The sequence below is a fragment of the Nocardia sichangensis genome (assembly GCF_047200615.1).
Taxonomy (GTDB): Bacteria; Actinomycetota; Actinomycetes; order Mycobacteriales; family Mycobacteriaceae; genus Nocardia; species Nocardia sichangensis.
On sequence record NZ_JBJZOK010000020.1, the window covers coordinates 60,843 to 81,371 of the forward strand.

Here is a 20,529-nt window from a genome sequence, read left to right on the forward strand (position 1 = left end):
GGAAAATGAGTATCGCCCACCGGTCGGGTCCGGATAGCCTGAGGGCGAAACATTTTCGGCTCAGGGGAGGAGCGCGTCATGTGGGAATGGGGTAGGACTTTCGCCGAATACGCTGCCGCCGCGGCGTGGACACGGACCACGGAGACGGCTCCGAAGTACGGCGAGCCCGAGTGCTGGACCGAGACCACCGAGGGCGAGCCGGAGAACGACCGCGCGGGCATGGCGGCGCGCGACCCGCTCGTCTCCTGGTACGACCTGGCCGGGTAGCGCCCGCGCGGCGAGTAGCCTGCCGGTGTGCAGAGGCCACCGTTGGATGCAGAGCAGTTGCGGCGCAGTGCCGTCGACTCGCCGGAACTGTCGTTCTTCTCGCGGATCGACGTGGTCGAGTCGACCGGGTCCACGAACGCGGATCTGATCGCGCTGGCGGCCGATCCGGACGCCGACCACGTCGTTCTGCTGGCGGAAACCCAAGTGCAGGGCCGTGGCAGGCACGCGAGGACCTGGGTCAGCCCGCCCCGGGCGCAACTGGCGATGTCGGTGCTGGTGCGTCTGCCCGGGATCGGCCCCGCCTCGCTCGCCTGGCTGGCGCTGCTCACCGGCGTCGCCGTGGTCGACGCGCTGCGGACCACGGCGGGCGTCGCCGCGGAACTCAAGTGGCCCAACGACGTGCTGATCGACGGACGCAAGGTCGCGGGCATCCTGGCCGAGGTCGCGGCGAGCGGGGGCGGCGCGCCCGCCGTCGTGATCGGGCTCGGGCTCAACGTGAGCCTGACCGAAGAGGAACTGCCGGTGCCGCACGCCACGTCGCTGACCATCGCGGGTGCGCGGCAGACCGACCGCACGGTGCTCGTGCGGTCGCTGTTGACCGAGTTCGCCCGTCGCTTCACCGCGTGGCGCGACGCGGATTGGGCGACCGACGAACTGGCCGCCGCCTACCGCGAGCGGTGCGCCACCATCGGCACGGAGGTCCGCGCCGAACTACCCGGCGGCCGACAGCTCACCGGCATCGCCGAGGGCGTCGACGACTACGGCCGCCTGCTCATCGGTGGCGAAGCGGTGTCCGCGGGCGATGTCACGCATCTGCGCGCCCAGTACTGACCGCCTCTCCGGGCGGCCTCAGACGTGCTGGGCGACGTCGCGCGCGGCGTCCCGGGCGAGTGCGCGATCGCGCTGCTCCTCGAACTTGATCACGTCTTTGGCCAGCTGCTCCACGAACGTGCCCAGTTCGTCGCGCGCCTGCTCGCCGCGCGGCCCGAAGTCTGAGCGGTCGAAGACGTTCCACTGTTTGAGCACCGGCTCGATGACCTCTTCCAGGTGCTGGCGCAGGTCGTAGATGCCGTGCTTGGCCATCAGCACGCCGTAGCGGCGGAAGTTGGGCATCCCGGCGCCTGGCATCAGGAAGTTCGTGATGATCCTGGTGATCGCGGGCAGCGCCTGGTCGGGCACCAGGTCCAGCGCCGCGCCGCACAGGGAGCGATAGAAGATCATGTGCAGGTTCTCGTCGGCGGCGATGCGCTGGAGCAGGCGATCGGCGACGGCGTCGTTGCATGCCTTGCCGGTGTTGCGATGCGACACACGGGTGGCCAGTTCCTGGAAGGTGACGTAGGCGACGCTCGCCAGGAACCCGCCCCACCCGTCCGGCGATCGGACCCCGTTGCTCATGTGGATCATCCGGGCCTCCTCCAGGGCGACCGGATCGACGGCGCGGGTGACGACCAGGTAGTCCCGCATGGCGATGCCGTGGCGGTTCTCCTCGGCGGTCCAGCGGTCGACCCAGGTGCCCCACGGTCCGTCCTCGGAGAAGTTCTGCGCGATCTCCCGGTGGTAGGAGGGCAGGTTGTCCTCGGTGAGCAGGTTGGTGATCATCGCGACCCGGGCGACCTCACTGAGGTGCGATTGCTCCGGTTGCCAATCCACGCCGCCAAGGGCGGCGAAGTTGCGGCCCTGGCTCCACGGCACATAATCGTGCGGGTTCCAGTCTTTCGCCATGGACAGGTGCCGATTCAGGTTCTCTTCGGCGACGGGTTCGAGTTCGGCCAGGATCTGCAGCGGGGTCAGGTCTTTGGTCACGCGTTCCTCCACGGTCGGAATCGGCGATGATGGTGAGCCGGGCGTTGCGCGATACAGAGAGCCACTGCGCGGAAATAGTCACACGCAGGGTGCCGATTGTGCAGCATGACGCGCTGCGGTGTCAGCCGTTCGGGCATCTTGACGCGGTACTGTTCCTACATGGGTTATCCCGAGGATGTGCTGGCGCCCGACGAACGGTTGCTGCTGCATCGCCACCCGCATTGGAAGATGCTCTTCTGGCCGATCGTGACGCTGATCGTCGCCACCGCTCTCGCGGGTTTCACAGGGGGACTCATTTCGCAGAAGGCCACGGGCACCACCGCCTCGGCGCTGCTCATCACGGTGCTCGTGGTGTATGTGGCGATTCTGCTATGGCGTTGCGCCGTACCGGTTATCAGCTGGAAGTCGACGCATTTCATCGTCACCGACCGGCGGGTGCTGGTGCGCCAGGGCGTCATCACCCACAGCGGCATCGACATCCCGATGAGCCGGATCTCCAGCGTGCAGTTCCGGCATGGGCTGTTCGATCGGTTGCTCGGCACCGGGACGTTGATCATCGAGTCGTCCTCCTCGGAGCCGCTGGAATACGACGACATCCCCGCGGTCCAGCAGGTGCATTCGCTGCTCTACCACCAAGTGTTCGAGGTCGAACGCCATCGGGACGGGCGTGACGAGCGCTGGGACGACCGCCGCAGCTACCGGTGAGCCCGTAACCTGGGCGTATGACCGCTGTACTGCTGGCCGAGGACGACGATGCCATCGCGGCCCCGTTGTCGCGCGCGCTCGGCCGCGAGGGCTACTCGGTGACTGTCGAGAGTTTCGGCCCCGCCGTGCTGCAGCGGGCTCTGGAAGGCGGGCACGACCTGCTCATTCTCGATCTCGGCCTACCCGGCATGGACGGGCTGGAGGTCTGCCGTCAGGTGCGCGCCCGCGGCGCGGATCTGGCCGTGCTGATGCTCACCGCGCGCACCGACGAGGTGGATTTCGTGGTGGGGCTGGACGCGGGCGCCGACGACTACGTCGGCAAGCCGTTCCGGCTCGCCGAGTTGCTCGCCCGGGTGCGAGCGCTGTTGCGGCGCAGCGGAATCGGCGACGACACGGTCGAGGTGGGCGGCATCCGCCTGGAGCCGGCCGCCCGGCGCGTACTGGTCAACGGCGTCGAAATCGGTTTGGCCAACAAGGAATACGAGCTGCTCAAGGTGCTGATCGACCGGGCCGGTCAGGTGGTGGCGCGCGAGACCATCCTGCGCGAGGTGTGGGGCGACGCGGAGTTGCGCGGTTCCAAGACGTTGGACATGCACATGTCCTGGCTGCGCCGCAAGATCGGGGACGAGGGCCCCATGGCCGAGCGGCGCATCGTCACCGTCCGCGGTGTCGGATTCCGGCTGAACACCGACTGACGTGCGCCGCCGGATCTTGCGTTCCATGCTCACCGTGCTGACCCTCACCACGGTGGTGCTCGGCGTGCCGCTGATCTACACGGCGTGGTTGTGGGTGGAGGACATCACGCGCAACGACCTGCAGAACCGGCTGGACCGGATCGCGACGGAGATCATCGCGCAGGAACGCGACGGCACGGTGTCCGGCGAGCTGGACATCCGGTCCGTGGCGCCGTTGGTGCCGGAGAACGGCAGGCTCACCATCGTCTACCCGTCGCAGCGGGACAACGCCGTCCGCCGCGACGTGGGGGTGGCCGACGTGTCCGACCCGCTGGTCGAGTCGCTTTCGATGGGCAAGTCCGCTTCGCTGCGCCTGGAGGTGCCGTCCGCGCCGATGCACGCCATGCAGCGCCAGGCGGTCGCGGTGGTCGCGCTGGCGGTGCTCGCCTCGCTCGGCGCGGCGGTCTCGGTCGCGGTGGTCACCGCCCGGCGGGTGGCCGATCCGCTGCGGGACGTGGCGGCGCGCGCGGCCCGGCTGGCGATGGGGGATTTCCGGCCCGATCCGCGCAGGCACGGCATCGCGGAACTGGATCGCGTATCCGACGTGCTCGACTCGGCGACGGTGGAGATCGCCGGACGACTCCAGCGCGAACACGCCCTGGTGGCGGACGTCTCGCATCAGCTGCGCAGCAGGCTGACCGCCGTGCGGTTGCGCCTGGACGAGTTGTCCGCGCATGCCGACCCGGAGGTGGTGCACGAGGCCGAGGAGGCGATGGCTCAGGTCGATCGGCTCACCGATGCGATCGACGACCTGGTCCGCGCCTCCCGCGACGAGGACGCGGCCGACCGCGATCCGGTGCCCGTGATGGACGAACTGCGCGGTGTCGTCGCCGAATGGAAACACCCGTTCACCGAGGCGGGACGGTCGCTGACGCTCACCGGCGACGAGTCGTTGCGCGCCCCGATCACGGGTTCGCGGTTGCGTGAGGCGGTGACGGTGCTGGTGGACAACGCGCTCATGCACGGCGGCGGGACCTGCACGGTGTCGGTGCGCTCGGTGCGGCCGGGAGCCGATCGCGAGCCGCTGGTGTGTGTCGAGGTGGCTGACGAGGGCCACGGAGTGCGCGACGAGCTGGCGCCGCACATCTTCGACCGCGGTTTCTCCGCGGGCGGTTCCACCGGTGTCGGGCTGGCGCTCGCGCGGGCGCTGGTCGAGGCCGACGGCGGACGGCTGGAATTACAGCGGCGCAGGCCCGCGCTGTTCGCGGTGTTCCTCGGGTCGAAGGCCCGTCCGGCCAACTCGGTGGTGCCCGAGCCGAGGTGACTCAGCCGCGGCCGAGTTCCTCTTCCACGAGGTCGACGAATTCCGCTTCGAGTTCGCTCATTTCGTCGGGGAAGACCCAGCGGCGCATCGACCAGAAACGGAACGCCATCTGCAGCAGATTGCCGATGATGAACGCGCTGATGAAGTCGGCGACGTTCTCGACCGTGAAGCTCACGTTGGGCTGGCGCAGGTCGAAGACGTAGCTGGAAATCCACAGCGGGGTGAAGGCGAGGACGACGCCGACGCCGCTGACGGCGAAGAACAGCAGCGCTTCGTGATGACGTTCCCGCCCGCCGCGATTCTTGAACGACCATTCCCGGTTCAGGATGTAGGAAGCGATCACGGCGATGACGCCGGAAATGATCTTGGCCGTGACCGGTTTCTCCGCGAGCACCGTCCACTTGAGTATGTAGAAGATGCCGCTGTCGATCACGAACGTGGTCGCGCCGACGATCGCGAACTTGATCAATTCCCGCTGCCGGTACGCGATATCTTGCAGCGGCTTGGGGAGGACGCTGACCACGTCGTCGACGAATGACACAAGACCGGAGTGTACCGGTAGCTGTCATTTGCGCCGGACATGACAATATTGTCCGACGTGAGCGCACGTTCCTTCGATCCTTCGGCCATGCCCACCGTCACCATGATCGGCGGCGGCCAGTTGGCGCGCATGACCCACCAGGCGGCGATCGCGCTGGGCCAGCGGCTGCGCGTGCTCGCCGAGAACCCCGAGGACCCGGCCGCCCAGGTCAGCCCCGAGGTGGTGCTCGGCAGCCATACCGACCTGACCGCACTGCGCAAAGCGGCGGTCGGCTCGCACGCGCTGACCTTCGACCACGAGCACGTGCCGACCGAGCACCTGGAGGCGCTGGTCGCCGAGGGCGTCAACGTGCAGCCGCCGCCGCGGGCGCTGGTCTACGCGCAGGACAAGTTGGCGATGCGCACCAAGCTGAGCGCGTTGGGGCTGCCCGTGCCCGCGTTCACGCCGGTGACCTCGGTCGAGGACGCGGTGCGCTTCGGCGACGAGCACGGCTGGCGGATCGTGCTGAAAGCGGTACGCGGCGGCTACGACGGGCGTGGCGTCTGGATGCCGGAGTCCGCCGACGCGGCCGCGGCGATCGTCGCCGACCAGCTCGCCCGCGGCGTCCAGCTGCTGGCGGAGGCGAAGATCGACCTGAAACGGGAGCTGTCGGCGATGGTGGCCCGTTCGCCGTTCGGGCAGGCGGCGACCTGGCCGGTAGTGGAGACGGTGCAGCGGAAGGGGCAGTGTGCGGTCGTCATCGCGCCCGCGCCCGAGTTGCCGGAGGACACGGCGGCCGCGGCGGAGACGATGGCGCTGAATCTCGCCAAGGAACTCGGCGTCGTCGGCGTCATGGCGGTGGAGCTGTTCGAGACCACCGACGGCGAGCTGCTGGTGAACGAGCTGGCCATGCGCCCGCACAACTCCGGGCACTGGGGCATGGACGGCGCCCGCACCGGGCAGTTCGAGCAGCATTTGCGCGCCGTGCTCGACTACCCGCTCGGCGACACCGCGCCGCTGGCTCCGGTGACCGTGATGGCGAACATTCTCGGCGCGCCGCAGGCCCCGGCGATGTCGATGGACGAGCGGCTGCACCACCTGTTCGCCAGGATCCCTGAGGCGAAGGTGCACCTGTACGGCAAGGGCGAGCGTCCCGACCGCAAGATCGGGCACGTCAACATCCTCGGCGACGACGTGGCCGAGGTCAGGGAGAAGGCCGAGCGGGCGGCGCACTGGATGTCGCACGCGATCTGGACCGACGGATGGGATCCGCATGAGTGAGGAACTGGCCATCGCCCCCGCGGTCGGCCTGATCATGGGCAGCGACTCGGACTGGCCGACGATGGAGGCCGCCGCGGAGGCGCTGGCCGAATTCGGGATCCGTTTCGAGGTGGGCGTCGTCTCGGCGCACCGCACGCCGCAGCGCATGCTCGACTACGCGCGTTCCGCGGCGGGGCGCGGGTTGAAGGTCATCATCGCCGGCGCGGGCGGCGCTGCCCACCTGCCCGGCATGGTCGCCTCGGCCACTCCGCTGCCGGTGATCGGCGTGCCGGTGCCGCTCAAATACCTCGACGGCATGGACTCGCTGCTGTCCATCGTCCAGATGCCCGCCGGCGTGCCGGTCGCCACCGTCTCCATCGGCGGCGCCCGCAACGCGGGCCTGCTCGCCGCCCGCATCCTCGCCGCCCACGACCCGTCCCTGCGCACCCGCATGGAACAGTTCCAGGCCGGGCTCGAGCAGATGGTGCTGGAAAAGGACGACGCGCTGCGCACCAAACTTCTGGGCTGAGCGGCGCACGGTCAGCGGTCGCGCCTGCCTGCACGCAAACTTGCGACCGCTTCCACCAATCCGGCGTTCTCCAAGGACGTCCAGCACGTCTTCAGTGGTCTCCGGTGGGTTGGTGCGTGAATCGGCGATCTGCTGGATGCACGCCCAGACCACACGGTCGTCCAGATCGATCTGGTCGAGCACGAAATCATCGGGACTTTTCGCCTCGATGTGCCAGGGTTCCAGCGCGTCATCCGGAAAGTCCGCCAGGTTGGAAGTCACGATGACTTGTGCCCGAGCAGCGATGGCGGCTGCGAGGACATGCCGATCATCTGGGTCGGGGAGCTTCACCGCGTCGATCAGTGGTTCGTATCCGTAGATGCGGCAATCCGGCACGGCATCGTTTATCAATGTGCGCAGTCGGGTCAGCCGGTCCGCCGGAATGTCCGGCCGTTTCGCAGCTAGGTTGTTCAGCGCCTCGTCCAGGATGCGATCAGTCCACTTCGCCTGCACGGCACCCGATCGCGCAAGGCGGATGAGTAGATCCCGCAGTGTGTTGCCATACAGCACATTGGCGTCGTAGACCACAACGAAAGCCATGGTCAGATGCCGAGATCTCGGCCGAGTTCCGCCAATTCATCCATCGCGGCTCTGCTCTTGGCCTCGGCTCGCCGCTGGTACTGCTTCAAGTCGTCGTATCGGATCCGACGGTGCCGCCCGACCCGGCGAAAGGGAATCTCGCCTGTTTCCAACAGCGTCACGACGTAGGGGCGCGACACGTTCAGCATGTCCGCCGCCTGCTGCGTAGTGAGTTCGGCATGCGAGGGCACGACGGTGACACCACGTCCCTCGGCCGCCTGCGCCAGGATGAATGCCAACATGCTCACGGCCTGGCGGGGCAGTACCAAGGCGTCATCGCCCGGATGCTCAGGGGCCACCTGGATGGTTTGCTCGCCGGGGTGCCGCATCAGATAGTCCTTGATCCGGCGCATGGCCCGAGCTGCGACATCGGCATCGATCGCTCCTGGCTCGGCGCGCTTTGCGTCTCGGATGTTCGCCACGCTGATCACCTCCTAACCGCAGTATACGAATTAAACAAAATATTCGAAACGTTCCCCGGCATCGCAACCGAGTCGCTGGCCGGTGCCGCGGATCCGCGGCCAGCCCCCGCGATGCTGGTGCGCACCCCGCGGCGCTTGAATAGTGATCTACGTCACATGGTGTCAGGAATGTTCGGGGCTGCGGTGTCTTGTTTTCGAGCCTCTCGGAGCGAAGGAGACACCATGAGCAAGAAGATCGACGTGGTCGTGATCGGTGGCGGGTATGCCGGTGTGATGGCGGCGAACCGGCTGACGCAGCGCGATGACGTCGCGGTGACCGTGATCAATCCGCGCTCGGCGTTCGTTCCCCGGCTGCGTCTGCATCAGCTGGTGGGCGGGACGCACGATGCGGTCGTCGACTACACCGAAGTGCTGGCCGAGGGGGTCCGGCTGGTGGTCGACAGCGTGACACGGATCGACGCGGCCGGGCGCAGCGTGACGTTGGCCGAGGGGGGCACGGTCGGCTATGACTACCTGGTCTACGCGGTGGGTAGCGGCAGCGCGGGCTCGCGGGTGCCGGGCGTGGACGAGTTCGCTTATCCGATTGCCACTTTGGAGGCGGCGCAGCGGTTGCGGTCGGTGCTTTACGACACGCCGACGACGGCGGCGGTGACGGTCGTCGGGGGTGGTCCGACGGGCATCGAGACCGCTGCGGAGCTGGCGGAGCAGGGTCGCGCGGTCACGTTGGTGTGCGGCGGCGTGGTCGGCCCGTACCTGCACCCGAGGGCCCGGCGGACTGCCCGGAAGTACCTCGCCAAGTTGGGGATCACCGTGCTCGAAGGCCCTGATGCGGCGGTCACGGCGGTGACGCGGGATGCCGTGGAACTCGGTGACGGCCGCACATTGGCGAGTCGGGTGACCATCTGGGCCACCGGGTTCGGTGTGCCGGATCTGGCCGTCACCAGCGGACTGAGCACCGACGCTACGGGACGGCTGCGCACCGACGAGACGTTGACCAGCGTCGACGACGAGCGCATCGTCGCGGCCGGGGATTCGGCGGCGCCGTCCGATCTGCCGTTCCGGATGAGCGCCTATGCCGCGGGGTGCCTTGGCGCCCATGCCGCCGACACGGTGCTGAACCGGATCGCGGGTGAGAGGCCTGCGCCGATCGACCTCTCTTTCCCCGCGATGTGCATCAGTTTCGGCCGGGGCGCGGGAATCTTCCAGCTCGGCCACAAGGACGACACCGCGATGCCGCTCTACTTCAGTGGACTCGCGGGCAAGAAGTTGAAGGAATTCTCCTGCGCCGCCAGTGTCGAGCACCTGGTGAACGAAGCGCGCAAGCCCGGCTCGCATCACTGGCCCAAGGACGGCAAGCACCGGCCCCAGCTGCTGCGGGAGCAGCGCGGCGGCGCGCCGGTCGCCGCCGAACCGGCTGTGTAGCAGCGCCGGTGGTCTCCGGTCGACTACTTCGCCCGCACGGGGTGTGGCAGCGCTGTTCTCGCCGTCGCCGCCGCACCCGCCCGGCCGTCGGCGCATCGCCGGATGCGAGCGCATCGTCCGGTGTGCGCCGGACTGGGCATCGACGATCCAGCGAGTCGGATCGAAACGTCTGAGCAACAGAAGAGGACCTCATGGAAGCAGCCAGTGGAGCCGATGAGAAACGGTGGACCGACCAGAAGGCAGAAGGCCGGGACGGCGGCGACCACACCGCCGCGACGGCGACCGAGACGTTCCTCGCCCACCGCAACCTGCTGTTCACCGTCGCCTACGAAATGCTGGGATCGGTGGCCGACGCCGACGACGTCTTGCAGGAGACTTGGTTGCGCTGGGTCGGCGTCGACGCGGCGCACGTCACCGAGCCGCGCGCCTACCTGGTCCGGATCACCACCCGGCAAGCGCTCAACCGGCTGCGCTCGGTGAAGCGCCGCAGGGAGGCATACGTGGGCTCCTGGCTGCCGGAGCCGCTGCTCACCGCACCGGATGTGGCCGCAGACGTCGAGCTCGCCGAAAGCGTGTCGATGGCGCTGATGCTCGTGCTCGAGACATTGACCCCGACCGAACGGGCGGTGTTCGTGCTGCGCGAAGCTTTCGGGTTCGGCTACGACGAGATCGCGGCCGCGGTCGACAAGACGCCCGCCGCCGTCCACCAGATCGCCCACCGCGCCCGTCGCCACGTGGAAGCTCGCCGTCCACGCCGCTCGGTCACGGCGCGCCAGGCCGAGGCGGCTGCCGAGGCGTTCCGGCGCGCGCTCGAGACTCGCGACGTGCAAGGACTGCTCGCCGTGCTCGCCCCCGACGTCGTCGCCATCAGCGACGGCGGAGGTATCAAACAGGCCACGCCACGGCCGGTCTTCGGCGCCGAAAAGGTGGCGCGCTTCATCGTCGGCGGCCTCACCAAGCACGATGTCGCGCTCACCGTCGAATCGACCACGGTCAACGGCAGCCCCGCACTGGCTCTGCGCATGGACGGCGAACTGGACGGCGTCCTCGCGATGCGCGTCGAGGACACCCGTATCACCGGCCTCTACTACGTGCGCAACCCGCAGAAACTGACCCACGTCGATTCGCAGACCCCGCTCACCCTGCGATGAACACCGACCCCACCGTTCGAGGAGTAGACATGACCACGCTGGCACCGCTCGCCGACACTTTCCCGTCGCGATGGCCGACGGTGGCCGGAGCGGTTGCCCTGCTCACGGCGATCGTCAGCGTGCTGCTCGTCGCCTTCGCCTGGCCGTCGGCGCGGTCGTCGGTACACGATGTGCCGATCGCCGTCGCCGGTCCGGCCACCGCGGTCGCTCAGGTCCGCACGGCACTCGAGCAACGGCTGCCGGGCGGCTTCGAGATCACCGAGGTCCCCGACATCGCGGCCGCGGAAACGCTGATTCGCGACCGGCGGGTGTACGGGGCGATCGCCGTCGGCTCCGGTGCTCCCGAGGTCATCGTCGCCTCCGCCGCGAGCACCGCGGTCGCCCAGACCTTGCAGGGCATCGCGAGCAGCCTCGCGCAGGAGGGCAAGCCCGGCACGGCGGCCCGCGACCTCGCCGCCCTGCCCGCCGACGACCCGCGCGGCGCTGGCTTGTCGGCAGGCGCCCTGCCTCTGGTCATGGGCGGTCTGCTGGCCGCGGTCCTGCTGACCCGGCTCGTGCGCGGCACCGCCCGTCGGCTCACCGGAGCGCTCGCCTTCGCGGTCACCGGCGGCCTGGCCGTCGCCGCGATCCTGCAGTTCTGGCTCGGCTCGCTCAGCGGCTCCTACCTCGCCAACTCCGGCGCCGTCGCTTTGTCCATCGCGGCCACCGCTGCGGCCGTCCTGGGGCTGGAGGCGCTGCTCGGATACGCCGGGATCGGAATCGGCGCCGTGCTCATGATGCTCATCGGTAACCCGCTCTCGGGTACCGCGACCGCACCCGAAATGCTGCCCGGCTGGTCCGGCGCGCTCGGCCAGCTGCTGCCGCCCGGTGCCGGTGGCCGGTTGCTGCGATCCACTGCCTTCTTCGACGGTCGAGGGGCCACCCACGCCGTCCTCGTCCTGCTGGCCTGGCTCACGCTCGGCGTCACGCTGTGCCTGGTCAGCGGGCTGCGCGCACGCCGTGCCGGCACCGGCGCGGCGGGACTTCGGGGTGCCGCAACACCGGCCGACATGTCGGCGACCCTCGGCAGCTGACCGGACGAAGGGGCATGCTTCCGCACGCTGATCGGGCTGTGCGCGGACGAACAGGGTGTTCGCACCCAGCGCACCCAGCAGGGGCAGCCCGGCGACGCGATCGGCCGGGAATCCAGCACGGCAGCGTTGCGGCAACGCGCGTCGCACGCCCTGGTCACCGCGACGATCGCGGCAACGCCGGTTGGGAGCACGGTCGGTCTCGCCGAGCCGCGGCAACTGCGGTCGAGCCCCGTCGACCTGGTGATACGGCGGCGGACCGCGAAAGCTTCCGGTGTCGGGGACTCGCGCTCTCGGCCGCTGACTACGGTGTGAGGTCGTGACTACAGGGGATATCGCTCGAACGCGGGGAGGCGACGACACCGCGCATTTTCGGCTCACGGTGGTGGATCAGGCGCTGCGGTTGTTCGCCGAGAAGGGGTATGAGGCGACGACCGTCGACGAGATCGCGGAGGCGGCGGGCATCTCCCGGCGCACGTTCTTCCGGCAGTTCCGGTCGAAAGAGGACGTGATCTTCGCCGACCACGAGTCCCAGCTGGCGCAAGCGGAGGAGTTTCTGGCCGCGTCGCGAGAGGATCCGTGGGAGGCGGTGTGCTCGGCGGTGGTGCAGGTGTTCGAGCGGTTCACGCAGTGGCGGGAGATCGCGGCCCGGCGTTACCAGGTGGTCCGGCGGGTGCCCGCGCTGCGGGAGCGCGAGATCGTCACGGTGTTCCGCTATGAACGGTTGTTCACCGACTACCTGCGTGAGCGGCTGCCCGACGTCCCCGATCTGGCCCGGGTGCAGTTCACCGCCGCGGTGACGGCGACGCACAACTACCTGCTGCGCCGCATGGTGCGCGGCGAGTCGGACGCGGGCGCCGCGGACCTGCGGATGGAACTGGCCGCCATCCCGCGCGGCGCCGGGCGTACCGCGAGCGCGGACGAGCTGGTCGTGGCGGTGTTTCCCCGTGACGTCGCGCCGAAGCAGATCGCGGACCTACTGGTCCGCAAACTCGGCAACCTGTGAACCGGATCTAAGTGCGACCGATCTGACACTGAGTGCCACGTCATCTCCCCACGTAAGCCGCATCCATATGGGTATACTCGACTCATAGATGGCACTGAGTGCCGAGATGCTGCTTTTGTTCGACGGAAAGCGGCGCCGACCACCGACGATCAGGAGTGAAGGCCCCATGGCGGGAAACCCCGATTTCGACCTGTTCAAGCTCGAGGACTTCCACGACGAACTACGCGAGGCGATCCGCGCCCTCGCGGAGAAGGAGATCGCCCCGCACGCGAAGGACGTCGACGGCAACTCCCGCTTCCCGGAGGAGGCGCTGACCGCGCTCAACGCCTCCGGCTTCAACGCCGTGCACGTGCCAGAGGCCTACGGCGGCCAGGGCGCCGACTCGGTGGCCACCTGCATCGTGATCGAGGAGGTCGCGCGCGTCTGCGGTTCGTCCTCGCTGATCCCCGCCGTCAACAAGCTCGGCACCATGGGCCTGATCCTGAACGGCTCCGAGGAGCTGAAGCAGAAGGTGCTGCCGGACATCGTCAACGGCGAGATGGCCTCCTACGCGCTGTCCGAGCGCGAGGCGGGCTCCGACGCGGCAGGCATGCGCACCCGGGCCAAGCAGGAGGGTGACGACTGGATCATCAACGGCTCCAAGTGCTGGATCACCAACGGCGGCAAGTCCTCCTGGTACACCGTGATGGCGGTGACCGACGCGGACAAGGGCGCCAACGGCATCTCGGCCTTCCTGGTGCACAAGGACGACGAGGGCTTCGTGGTCGGCCCGCTGGAGCACAAGCTCGGCATCAAGGGCTCGCCCACCGCCGAGCTGTACTTCGAGAACTGCCGGGTGCCGGGTGACCGCATCGTCGGCGAGCCGGGCACCGGCTTCAAGACCGCGCTGCAGACCCTCGACCACACTCGCCCCACCATCGGCGCGCAGGCCGTCGGCCTGGCCCAGGGCGCGCTGGACGCGGCCATCGCCTACACCAAGGACCGTAAGCAGTTCGGCAAGTCGATCGCCGACTTCCAGAACACCCAGTTCATGCTCGCCGACATGGCGATGAAGATCGAGGCCGCCCGCCTCATGGTGTACACCTCGGCCGCCCGCGCCGAGCGCGGCGAGAAGAACCTCGGCTTCATCTCCGCCGCCGCCAAGTGCTTCGCCTCCGACGTCGCCATGGAAGTCACCACCAACGCCGTCCAGCTGTTCGGCGGCGCCGGCTACACCACCGACTTCCCGGTGGAGCGGATGATGCGCGACGCCAAGATCACCCAGATCTACGAGGGCACCAACCAGATCCAGCGCCTGGTGATGAGCCGCGCGCTGCTGAAGTGAGGTTCTTCTAGATCACCGGATGTTCGGGCGGAACTGAAATCGCATCTCAGGCCGTCTCCAGGCCGTCGAGGAGCACAGCCGCCCGAACATTCCGTCGATCGCATTCCGCGCCCGCTCGTAGCTCGACGGCACGAGATGGGTGTAGGTGCGCAACTTGAAACCCGAATCGTCGGGACGTCCTGATGCCTGCGCTTGGCCCGGAGTCAGCCCGATCCCAGGCGTGCCCCCTCTCTCTCGAAGCGATGCGGCCACGAGTGACACATGGTTGCGGCAAAACGCGAGTGACCTTCTCGCTGGTGTGCCACTCGTGGACGCGTGTCGCGGACTTCGCCGGGGCGATGGCGGTGGGGCGCTGTCAGGGCTCCAGGTAGAGGCGTTCGCACGGGAGCCTCGGGTAGTCGTCGGTGATGTCTGTGGATACTTCCACGGCGTCGTGCCAGTGTCGGGCGCGCCACTCCTGGACGAAAAGGCATGCGGCCGTTACGCAGGCGACGAAGTCCAGGCGGGCTCCGTGCCAGAACACCGACAGGTGCACATCCGGCTCTGACGGGATCGGGGAGACGGCGCGGTCAGGCATACGTGATCACCCGTCGACCGCGCGCGACCTTCGTGGCCACGCAATGGCGGATCGCGGCAACGACCACGCAGCCGGAGGGGCGAAAAGTCGTGTCCGGGCGTGACATCCACGCACGGAACTTGGTTCCTCGGTCTGCTGGGCTCGGTAACGCGATCATGCCGCCGTGGCGGATGATGGACACGTTCAAGCGGAACATCTCGGCGAACAGCGGCACGTCGTCCGGCAGGTCCGGCCGGATGATGAACGTCCACCGCTTCGACCGTGGATGCGACAGGATCGGCCCCAGCTCGTGGCCGTGGTCCTGCATCCACACCTTCACGTGCTGTCCCAGTACGGCGGGCATGGTTATGCCCCAGACCATTCCGGTCCGGACGATGATCCGCCCGATCTGGGGAGGGTCGACGACCGCGGGGAGTCCGCATACCTGCCGGTAGTAGTGACAGCGAGACAACGGCGTGTCTCCAAACGCTATGTGGCGCAACGAGACCTCTGCTTCATCGAAGGGGTTCAGGGTGCGCCCATAGCTCTGGTGATCCCTGGTCGGTAGCCGTGCGGGGAGCGAATTACTCTGCGGTGCGAGTGTTTCCGTCGTCCCCTGCCGGGCGCACGATCAGCGAACCACTGGACCTGTCCGATGAACTAGGTAAAGATGAGATCTCATCAGCTCGACCAGCACGTTTTTCATTCTGCAATGAGAATCGGCCCGGAGATGAGAATCCCGGGTCGCCCGGAGTGGACAGGAATCGCATGGCCGAAAGTGGTGGCTCGACCCTGCCTCGTCGTCAGCTGGGCAGGCATCTGCGAAACGGACGGGAAGCGGCGGGATTGACGTTGGCCGACGTCGGCGAACGGATGCAGTGGAGCGTCAGCACCGTGCAGCGGATGGAAGTCGGCAAGACCGAGCGCATTCGCACCGTCGATGTGGAGGCGCTGTGCAAGATCTACGACTTCACCGAGGAGTACACGAACGCACTGGTCGGGCTCGCGAAGCAGGCCAGCGTGAAGTCGTGGTGGCATGAGTTCGGCGACCTGATTCCCGAGAACTTCGATGTGTTCGTGGACCTGGAGGCCACCGCCCGGTCGCTGACCTGGTACGAACCGGAACTCGTGCCTGGGATCTTTCAAACACCCGCGTATGCGAGTGGGCTGATTCGTGCTGGCTACCCGAACGAGACACCGCTGGAACACGAGCGCCGGGTGCACCTCCGACGCAAGCGCCAATCGCTGATCACCCGCAAAACGAAACCCGTCACTGTGCATGCGATTCTTCGAGAGTCGGTGCTACGCGGGATGGTCGGTGATGAGCGCATCATGTCGGCCCAGCTCCGCCATCTGGTGGACCTCATGGGGCTGCCCAACGTCACGATCCGTGTGCTCCCGTTCTCGGCCGGATTTCCCATGGGTGTGGCCGTAGGGCCATTCGTGATCTTGAAGTCGGGGGGTGACAGCAAGCGACAGCCGAAGGAGCCTACAGTTGTCTACGTTGAGAGCTTCACGGGCGATTTGTACCTGGAGAAGCACAGCGCTGTGAACCGGTATCTCGATGCCTACCGGCGGTTCGAAAGCGCGGCGCTGGACCCGGAGCAGAGCAAGAACCTGCTCCGGCAGATAGCAAGGGAGTATGCACCGTGAATATCGACCTCTCCGAGGCGAAGTGGTTCAAGAGCAGCTACAGCGGAGCTGACAAAGCATGTGTCGAAGTGGCTTTTCTCTCGAGAGGCCACGTCGGCGTGCGAGACTCCAAGAACCCAACCGGTCCAGCACTGATGTTCTCGCAGGGCGAGTGGGACGCTTTCACCGCTGGGATAGCCCGCGGCTAATACATGTCTTTGAAGCGAGCGAACGCGCGGCGCTGGACCCGGATAGCGCTACAACCTGCTCCAACAGATAGCACGGGAGTACGAAGCCGTGAATACCAATCTCTCCGAGGCGAAGTGGTTCAAAAGCAGCCGTAGCCAGGCCGGTAAGGAGTGCGTGGAGGTTGCTTTTCTCGGCGAAGGCTTGGTCGGCGTACGCGACTCGAAGAACCCGACCGGCCCAGCGCTGGTCTTCACGCCCGGCGAGGGGAACACCTTCACCACTGGCATCACCGCCGGCGACTTCAAGCGACCCTGAACCACCATCAGCTCGCTGGCACAACTTCCGCGAGTGGCACATGGCTGTGGCAAAACGCGAGTAGATCTCTCGGTGGTGTGCCACTCGCGGGCGTATCTCGCGCCTACTTCACCAAGTCGGCGTATTCGCTGTGTTGGGTGATGTACTGCTCCACGTACCAGCAGGTGGGGATGACCGAGAAACCCGCTGTGCGGGAGTCTTTGAGGGCGTATTCGACGACTTGGGCGGCTACGCCTCGGCCTCGGAATTCGGGGAAGGTCAGGGTGTGGTGGAAGTCGCGGACCTTGGGGTTTTCGCGTTCGGCGTAGTCGGCGTACCCGGCTAGGGTGTCGTCGATGTAGATCTCGAAACGGGTATCGGCGACGTTGTGTTCGAGCCTGGTCGTCATGTCGGGGTAGAACTCCTTGTGCGTGGGGAATGTTCCGTCGCGGTGGTTACAGGATCGTGCCGGGGTTGAGGATGCCGTCGGGGTCGAGGGCGTCCTTGATGCGGCGGGTCAGGGCCATGACGTCGGGGCCGAGTTGGTCGGGCAGCCATGCCTTCTTCAATCGTCCGACGCCGTGTTCACCGGTGATGGTGCCGCCGAGGGCGATGGCGAGGTCCATGATCTCGCCGAAGGCGCGGTTCGCTCGCGCGGTGTGGTCGGCGTCGGTGGGGTCGTGCACGATCAGCGGGTGGGTGTTGCCGTCGCCCGCGTGCGCGATCACCGACACTGTGACCTCGTTGCGCTCGGCGATTTCGGCGACGCCGCTCACCAAGTCGCCGAGCCGGGGCAGCGGAACGCCGACGTCCTCGAGCAGCAGCGGCCCGAGCTTCTCCACGGCCGGGATCGCCAGACGTCGGGCGGCCGTGAACGCTTCACCCTCGGCCGGGTCCTCGGTGTGGAAAACCTCTGTCGCTCCTGCTTTCTCGCAGGCCGCCGCCATGATCTCGGCCTCGCGGTGGGCGAATTCGCCGGGGGCGTCGGAGCGCGCGACCAGCAGCGCGGCCGCCTTCCGGTCCAACCCCATCCGCAGCTCGTCCTCCACGGCGTTGATCGACACCGAGTCCATGAACTCGAGCATCGACGGCCGCAGTTCGCCGGTGATGGTCAGGATGGCCTCGGTGGCGGCGGTGAGCGTGGCGAAACTGGCGACGACCGTGCTCTGCGGCGGTTGGGCGGGCAGCAGCCGAAGCGTCAGCTCGGTGATCACGCCCAGCGTGCCCTCGCTGCCGACGAACAGCTTGGTCAGCGACAGCCCGGCCGAGTCCTTCAAACGCGGACCGCCGAGCCGCACGACGGTGCCGTCGGCGAGCACGACCTGCATGCCGAGCACGTAGTCTGTGGTGACGCCGTACTTCACACAGCACAGGCCGCCCGCGTTGGTCGCGGCGTTGCCGCCGATCGAGCAGATCTCGAACGACGACGGGTCCGGCGGATACCACAGCCCGTGCTCCGCGACCGCGCGCTTGACCTCGGCGTTCAGCAGGCCGGGCTGCACCACGGCGGTCCGGGTCACCGGGTCGACGGAGATTTCCCGCATCCGCTCGGTGGTCAGCACGATCGCTCCGTCGACGGCCGTCGCGCCGCCGGACAACCCGGACCCGGCACCGCGAGGAATCACCGGGACGCGATGCGCGCTGGCCCACCGCAGCGTCGCGGCCACGTCGTCGGTGCTGGTGGCGCGCACCACGGCCAGGGCGGTGCCCGCGCCGGGATCGCGCGCCCAGTCCTGGCGGTAGCTCGCCAGCAGGTCGACGTCGGTGAGCACCGCGCCGTCGGGGAGGGCGGCGATCAAGTCATGCAGGTCCACCACCTCACGCTAGCTCCCCGTGCCCGATATTTGCTGATCGGTCGACCGTGCGTGTGGCGAACGGAAGGCCTGGAATGTGATGTCAGCCGCCACAGTGGTATTACCGCCTACGGGAGACCAGAATGCCGACAGGGGCTTGACTGTTCGGGGCATCGAGTTCTCCTGGCGCCGCCACGTCGGGGCGCCGGCAGTCCATGCGGTTCGCCGCGGAGCACTTGGAGGGATGGAACGGATGCAGGGCGAGCAACCGAGTCGCCGGGAACTGGTCGCCGCGATGTTCTCCAGCGAGTTCGTCGAGGACGGTATAGACCCCGACGTGCTGCGCCGGGTGCACGCGGGCGAGCACGAGGAATGGCTGACCGCGCTGGACCGCTCCGGTGTCTTCGACAAGGAGACCCGCGCCGAGCTGGCCGATCTCTGGCGGCGCGAGCCCCGCGAGTTGCTGGAGGCGCTGCTGGCGGACGCGGACGATGTCGCGCGACGGCGATGCCTGGCGGCATGGGCGAGCCTGGACCACGCCGCGGACGACCCGGGCCAGGCGCAGATCGGCTGAGCCACCCCGCGGTCGCCGCCCGCTCATCTGCCGGACATCTGCCGCTGGCACGCTGGTCGCGTGCACGAGCTGTCCGAGACCGCCGACACCATCGCCGACCGGTTCACCCGCTGGTGCGAGTCGGTCGTGCACCGGCTGCCGTTCGGGCTGAACCGTCTCGTCCCGCCGACCTTCCTCGGCTTCGCGCTGATCAACAGCGGCACCTTCGCCGCCGACTTGGCGCTGCTCACCGTCCTGCACGGCTGGTTCGAACTGCCGGTGTGGTCGTCGGTGACGGTGGCATACGTGTGCGCGTTCGGGCTCAGCTTCGTGCTCAACCGCACGTTCAACTTCCATTCCCACGCGCCGGTCGGCAGGCAGGCCGCGGTGTACGTCGTGGTGGTGGTGGTCAACTACCTCGCGTTCATCCTGGGCATCGGCAGCGGGCTCACCGCGCTCGGCGTGGAGTACCACGTGTCCCGGTTGCTGGCGGGCGCGTGCGAGGCCGTCTACATGTACAGCGCCATGCGCTGGGTGGTCTTCCGCCGCGCGGTCGAGCCGGAACCGGAGCTGGCTCCCGACGCGATGTGAGGTGTCGGCGGTGGAGATGTGCTGCGGACACCTGTATCGCGACATGAGGAGGCCGCGACCCGGCTGAGTGGCCGCCTGTCTGGATGACTCGACCCCGATCTCGACCCTCGGCCGCCTGCAAGGAGAGCATGTTTATCGTCGTGTCGGACAGCGATCCCGAACTAGAGATCACGACGCCACCGGACTGATCAGCACTTCGGTGCGCGCCCCGTCGACGACGATCACGTCGTCGTCGGTCAGCGCCCAGTGCGCGACGCCTTCGGCGCGGTAGCGAGCCGCGAGTCGAGTGCAGTCGCCTTCGGGGTCGGTGGCCGAATCGATGTGCGGCACGATCCTGCGGTTCACCAAACCCAGTCCGTCCCACTGCGGTTCGACGCCGCAGGCCGGAGCGACCTCGGCCGGATCGTCCACCGCATCCAGGCCGTGCAGGTCCGGGGTCAGCACGCAGGCCCCGGCGCTGTAACCGGCGTAGACGAGCGCGTCGGCGGCGAGTAGCCGGGGCAGAACGCGATCCGCGCCGCTGCGGGCCAACTGCGCGCGCAACACGAACGTGTTTCCGCCGCGCACCCACACGAGCGGGAACTCCGCCAGCTTCCGTTCCAGCTCGGCTTCCCGGCGGACGTACTCGCGCAGGTCGAGCACCTCGGGCTGGTAGCCGAGTTTGCGCAGCGGCGCCAGGTCGCTGGTCACCGCACCCGCCCACGCCTGCGGCCAGGCGTCGCAGGCATTGGGGATCAGCGCGACCCGGCCGGGCGGCCCCGCGAGCGTGACGAGCCGGTCGTAGTGCGCGCCGAACCGGTAGCTGGACAGGAACAGTCGCACCGGC

25 protein-coding genes and 1 pseudogene are annotated in these 20,529 nt (G+C 67.9%); 17 read left to right on the top strand and 9 right to left on the bottom strand.

Annotation, left to right across the window (positions count from 1 at the left end; translation table 11 throughout):
- The first annotated feature begins 78 nt into the window (after positions 1 to 78).
- Positions 79 to 267 carry a hypothetical protein gene (locus ACL03I_RS25605; protein ID WP_412807129.1) on the top strand — a complete coding sequence of 63 codons (189 nt, stop codon included), beginning with the start codon at positions 79 to 81 and terminating at the stop codon, positions 265 to 267.
- 27 nt (positions 268 to 294) lie between these two features.
- Positions 295 to 1,098 (top strand): biotin--[acetyl-CoA-carboxylase] ligase, encoded by an 804-nt coding sequence (locus tag ACL03I_RS25610; RefSeq protein ID WP_355073550.1) that lies wholly within the window; start codon positions 295 to 297, stop codon positions 1,096 to 1,098.
- 18 nt (positions 1,099 to 1,116) lie between these two features.
- Here ACL03I_RS25610 and ACL03I_RS25615 read toward each other — a convergent pair whose 3' ends face one another.
- Positions 1,117 to 2,070, bottom strand: a complete 954-nt coding sequence (locus ACL03I_RS25615; RefSeq protein ID WP_355073552.1) for an acyl-ACP desaturase — start codon at positions 2,068 to 2,070, stop codon at positions 1,117 to 1,119.
- A 159-nt stretch (positions 2,071 to 2,229) separates the two neighbouring features.
- Here ACL03I_RS25615 and ACL03I_RS25620 point away from each other — a divergent pair, with 159 nt between their 5' ends.
- Genes ACL03I_RS25620 through ACL03I_RS25630 form a run of 3 tightly spaced genes read left to right on the top strand, consistent with a single transcriptional unit; the run spans position 2,230 to position 4,773 of the window.
- Positions 2,230 to 2,775, top strand: coding sequence for a PH domain-containing protein (locus ACL03I_RS25620; protein WP_355073554.1), 546 nt, complete (start codon positions 2,230 to 2,232; stop codon positions 2,773 to 2,775).
- A gap of 17 nt (positions 2,776 to 2,792) precedes the next feature.
- Positions 2,793 to 3,470 (top strand): response regulator transcription factor, encoded by a 678-nt coding sequence (locus ACL03I_RS25625; protein WP_040865082.1) that lies wholly within the window; start codon positions 2,793 to 2,795, stop codon positions 3,468 to 3,470.
- 1 nt (position 3,471) lies between these two features.
- Positions 3,472 to 4,773 (top strand): sensor histidine kinase, encoded by a 1,302-nt coding sequence (locus ACL03I_RS25630; protein WP_355073558.1) that lies wholly within the window; start codon positions 3,472 to 3,474, stop codon positions 4,771 to 4,773.
- Position 4,774: 1 nt separating this feature from the next.
- Here ACL03I_RS25630 and ACL03I_RS25635 read toward each other — a convergent pair whose 3' ends face one another.
- On the bottom strand, positions 4,775 to 5,314 hold the full coding sequence (locus ACL03I_RS25635; RefSeq protein WP_355073560.1) for a GtrA family protein: 540 nt from the start codon (positions 5,312 to 5,314) through the stop codon (positions 4,775 to 4,777).
- 39 nt (positions 5,315 to 5,353) lie between these two features.
- Between ACL03I_RS25635 and ACL03I_RS25640 the strand changes: the two genes are divergently transcribed.
- On the top strand, positions 5,354 to 6,574 hold the full coding sequence (locus ACL03I_RS25640) for a 5-(carboxyamino)imidazole ribonucleotide synthase (RefSeq protein WP_412807130.1): 1,221 nt from the start codon (positions 5,354 to 5,356) through the stop codon (positions 6,572 to 6,574).
- Positions 6,567 to 7,082, top strand: coding sequence for a 5-(carboxyamino)imidazole ribonucleotide mutase (gene purE / locus ACL03I_RS25645; RefSeq protein ID WP_195045335.1), 516 nt, complete (start codon positions 6,567 to 6,569; stop codon positions 7,080 to 7,082). Before ACL03I_RS25640 ends, purE begins: the two co-directional genes overlap by 8 nt.
- 306 nt (positions 7,083 to 7,388) lie before the next feature.
- Here purE and ACL03I_RS25650 read toward each other — a convergent pair.
- Together ACL03I_RS25650 and ACL03I_RS25655 are read right to left on the bottom strand one after the other, a co-directional pair.
- Positions 7,389 to 7,661: pseudogene (locus tag ACL03I_RS25650) on the bottom strand (PIN domain-containing protein); the annotation flags it as partial.
- A 2-nt stretch (positions 7,662 to 7,663) separates the two neighbouring features.
- Complete coding sequence (locus ACL03I_RS25655; protein WP_412807131.1) at positions 7,664 to 8,122, bottom strand: excisionase family DNA-binding protein; 459 nt, start codon at positions 8,120 to 8,122, stop codon at positions 7,664 to 7,666.
- A gap of 222 nt (positions 8,123 to 8,344) precedes the next feature.
- Between ACL03I_RS25655 and ACL03I_RS25660 the strand changes: the two genes are divergently transcribed.
- The 5 genes from ACL03I_RS25660 to ACL03I_RS25680 all read left to right on the top strand — a co-directional run bounded on the left by ACL03I_RS25660 (position 8,345) and on the right by ACL03I_RS25680 (position 14,095).
- Positions 8,345 to 9,544 (top strand): NAD(P)/FAD-dependent oxidoreductase, encoded by a 1,200-nt coding sequence (locus ACL03I_RS25660; protein WP_397280133.1) that lies wholly within the window; start codon positions 8,345 to 8,347, stop codon positions 9,542 to 9,544.
- A 191-nt stretch (positions 9,545 to 9,735) separates the two neighbouring features.
- Entirely contained in the window at positions 9,736 to 10,695 is a 960-nt protein-coding gene (locus tag ACL03I_RS25665) for an RNA polymerase sigma-70 factor (protein WP_412807132.1), read from the top strand.
- Positions 10,696 to 10,724: 29 nt separating this feature from the next.
- A complete protein-coding gene (locus ACL03I_RS25670; RefSeq protein ID WP_412807133.1) occupies positions 10,725 to 11,768 on the top strand; it encodes a hypothetical protein in 1,044 nt (347 codons plus the stop codon).
- A gap of 316 nt (positions 11,769 to 12,084) precedes the next feature.
- Positions 12,085 to 12,771 (top strand): TetR family transcriptional regulator, encoded by a 687-nt coding sequence (locus ACL03I_RS25675; RefSeq protein ID WP_355073571.1) that lies wholly within the window; start codon positions 12,085 to 12,087, stop codon positions 12,769 to 12,771.
- Positions 12,772 to 12,937: 166 nt separating this feature from the next.
- Complete coding sequence (locus ACL03I_RS25680) at positions 12,938 to 14,095, top strand: acyl-CoA dehydrogenase (protein ID WP_355073573.1); 1,158 nt, start codon at positions 12,938 to 12,940, stop codon at positions 14,093 to 14,095.
- A gap of 355 nt (positions 14,096 to 14,450) precedes the next feature.
- Here the strand turns inward: ACL03I_RS25680 and ACL03I_RS25685 are convergent, their stop codons facing one another.
- Both ACL03I_RS25685 and ACL03I_RS25690 read right to left on the bottom strand, forming a co-directional pair.
- A complete protein-coding gene (locus ACL03I_RS25685) occupies positions 14,451 to 14,672 on the bottom strand; it encodes a hypothetical protein (protein ID WP_067803320.1) in 222 nt (73 codons plus the stop codon).
- The gene (locus ACL03I_RS25690; protein WP_412807134.1) at positions 14,665 to 15,123 is read right to left on the bottom strand and encodes a DNA-directed RNA polymerase subunit beta; all 459 of its coding nucleotides are present in this window, start codon (positions 15,121 to 15,123) and stop codon (positions 14,665 to 14,667) included. Before ACL03I_RS25690 ends, ACL03I_RS25685 begins: the two co-directional genes overlap by 8 nt.
- A 296-nt stretch (positions 15,124 to 15,419) precedes the next feature.
- On the opposite strand from ACL03I_RS25690, the gene ACL03I_RS25695 reads away from it, so the two are divergent.
- From ACL03I_RS25695 to ACL03I_RS25705, 3 genes are all read left to right on the top strand, one after another.
- Complete coding sequence (locus ACL03I_RS25695; RefSeq protein WP_412807167.1) at positions 15,420 to 16,304, top strand: helix-turn-helix domain-containing protein; 885 nt, start codon at positions 15,420 to 15,422, stop codon at positions 16,302 to 16,304.
- Positions 16,301 to 16,492 (top strand): DUF397 domain-containing protein, encoded by a 192-nt coding sequence (locus tag ACL03I_RS25700; protein WP_412807135.1) that lies wholly within the window; start codon positions 16,301 to 16,303, stop codon positions 16,490 to 16,492. The genes ACL03I_RS25695 and ACL03I_RS25700 overlap by 4 nt, the downstream gene beginning before the upstream one ends.
- Before the next feature lie 88 nt (positions 16,493 to 16,580).
- Positions 16,581 to 16,787 carry a DUF397 domain-containing protein gene (locus ACL03I_RS25705; protein WP_412807136.1) on the top strand — a complete coding sequence of 69 codons (207 nt, stop codon included), beginning with the start codon at positions 16,581 to 16,583 and terminating at the stop codon, positions 16,785 to 16,787.
- A gap of 103 nt (positions 16,788 to 16,890) precedes the next feature.
- Here ACL03I_RS25705 and ACL03I_RS25710 read toward each other — a convergent pair whose 3' ends face one another.
- Together ACL03I_RS25710 and ACL03I_RS25715 are read right to left on the bottom strand one after the other, a co-directional pair.
- Positions 16,891 to 17,175 carry a GNAT family N-acetyltransferase gene (locus ACL03I_RS25710; protein ID WP_355073583.1) on the bottom strand — a complete coding sequence of 95 codons (285 nt, stop codon included), beginning with the start codon at positions 17,173 to 17,175 and terminating at the stop codon, positions 16,891 to 16,893.
- A gap of 46 nt (positions 17,176 to 17,221) precedes the next feature.
- Positions 17,222 to 18,580, bottom strand: coding sequence for an FAD-binding oxidoreductase (locus ACL03I_RS25715; protein WP_355073585.1), 1,359 nt, complete (start codon positions 18,578 to 18,580; stop codon positions 17,222 to 17,224).
- 223 nt (positions 18,581 to 18,803) lie between these two features.
- On the opposite strand from ACL03I_RS25715, the gene ACL03I_RS25720 reads away from it, so the two are divergent.
- Complete coding sequence (locus ACL03I_RS25720) at positions 18,804 to 19,133, top strand: hypothetical protein (protein ID WP_356964590.1); 330 nt, start codon at positions 18,804 to 18,806, stop codon at positions 19,131 to 19,133.
- 60 nt (positions 19,134 to 19,193) lie between these two features.
- The gene (locus ACL03I_RS25725; RefSeq protein WP_355073589.1) at positions 19,194 to 19,703 is read left to right on the top strand and encodes a GtrA family protein; all 510 of its coding nucleotides are present in this window, start codon (positions 19,194 to 19,196) and stop codon (positions 19,701 to 19,703) included.
- A gap of 168 nt (positions 19,704 to 19,871) precedes the next feature.
- Here ACL03I_RS25725 and ACL03I_RS25730 read toward each other — a convergent pair whose 3' ends face one another.
- Positions 19,872 to 20,525: a Type 1 glutamine amidotransferase-like domain-containing protein gene (locus ACL03I_RS25730; protein ID WP_412807137.1), complete on the bottom strand. Its 654-nt coding sequence runs from the start codon at positions 20,523 to 20,525 to the stop codon at positions 19,872 to 19,874.
- Between the last annotated feature and the right edge of the window lie 4 nt (positions 20,526 to 20,529).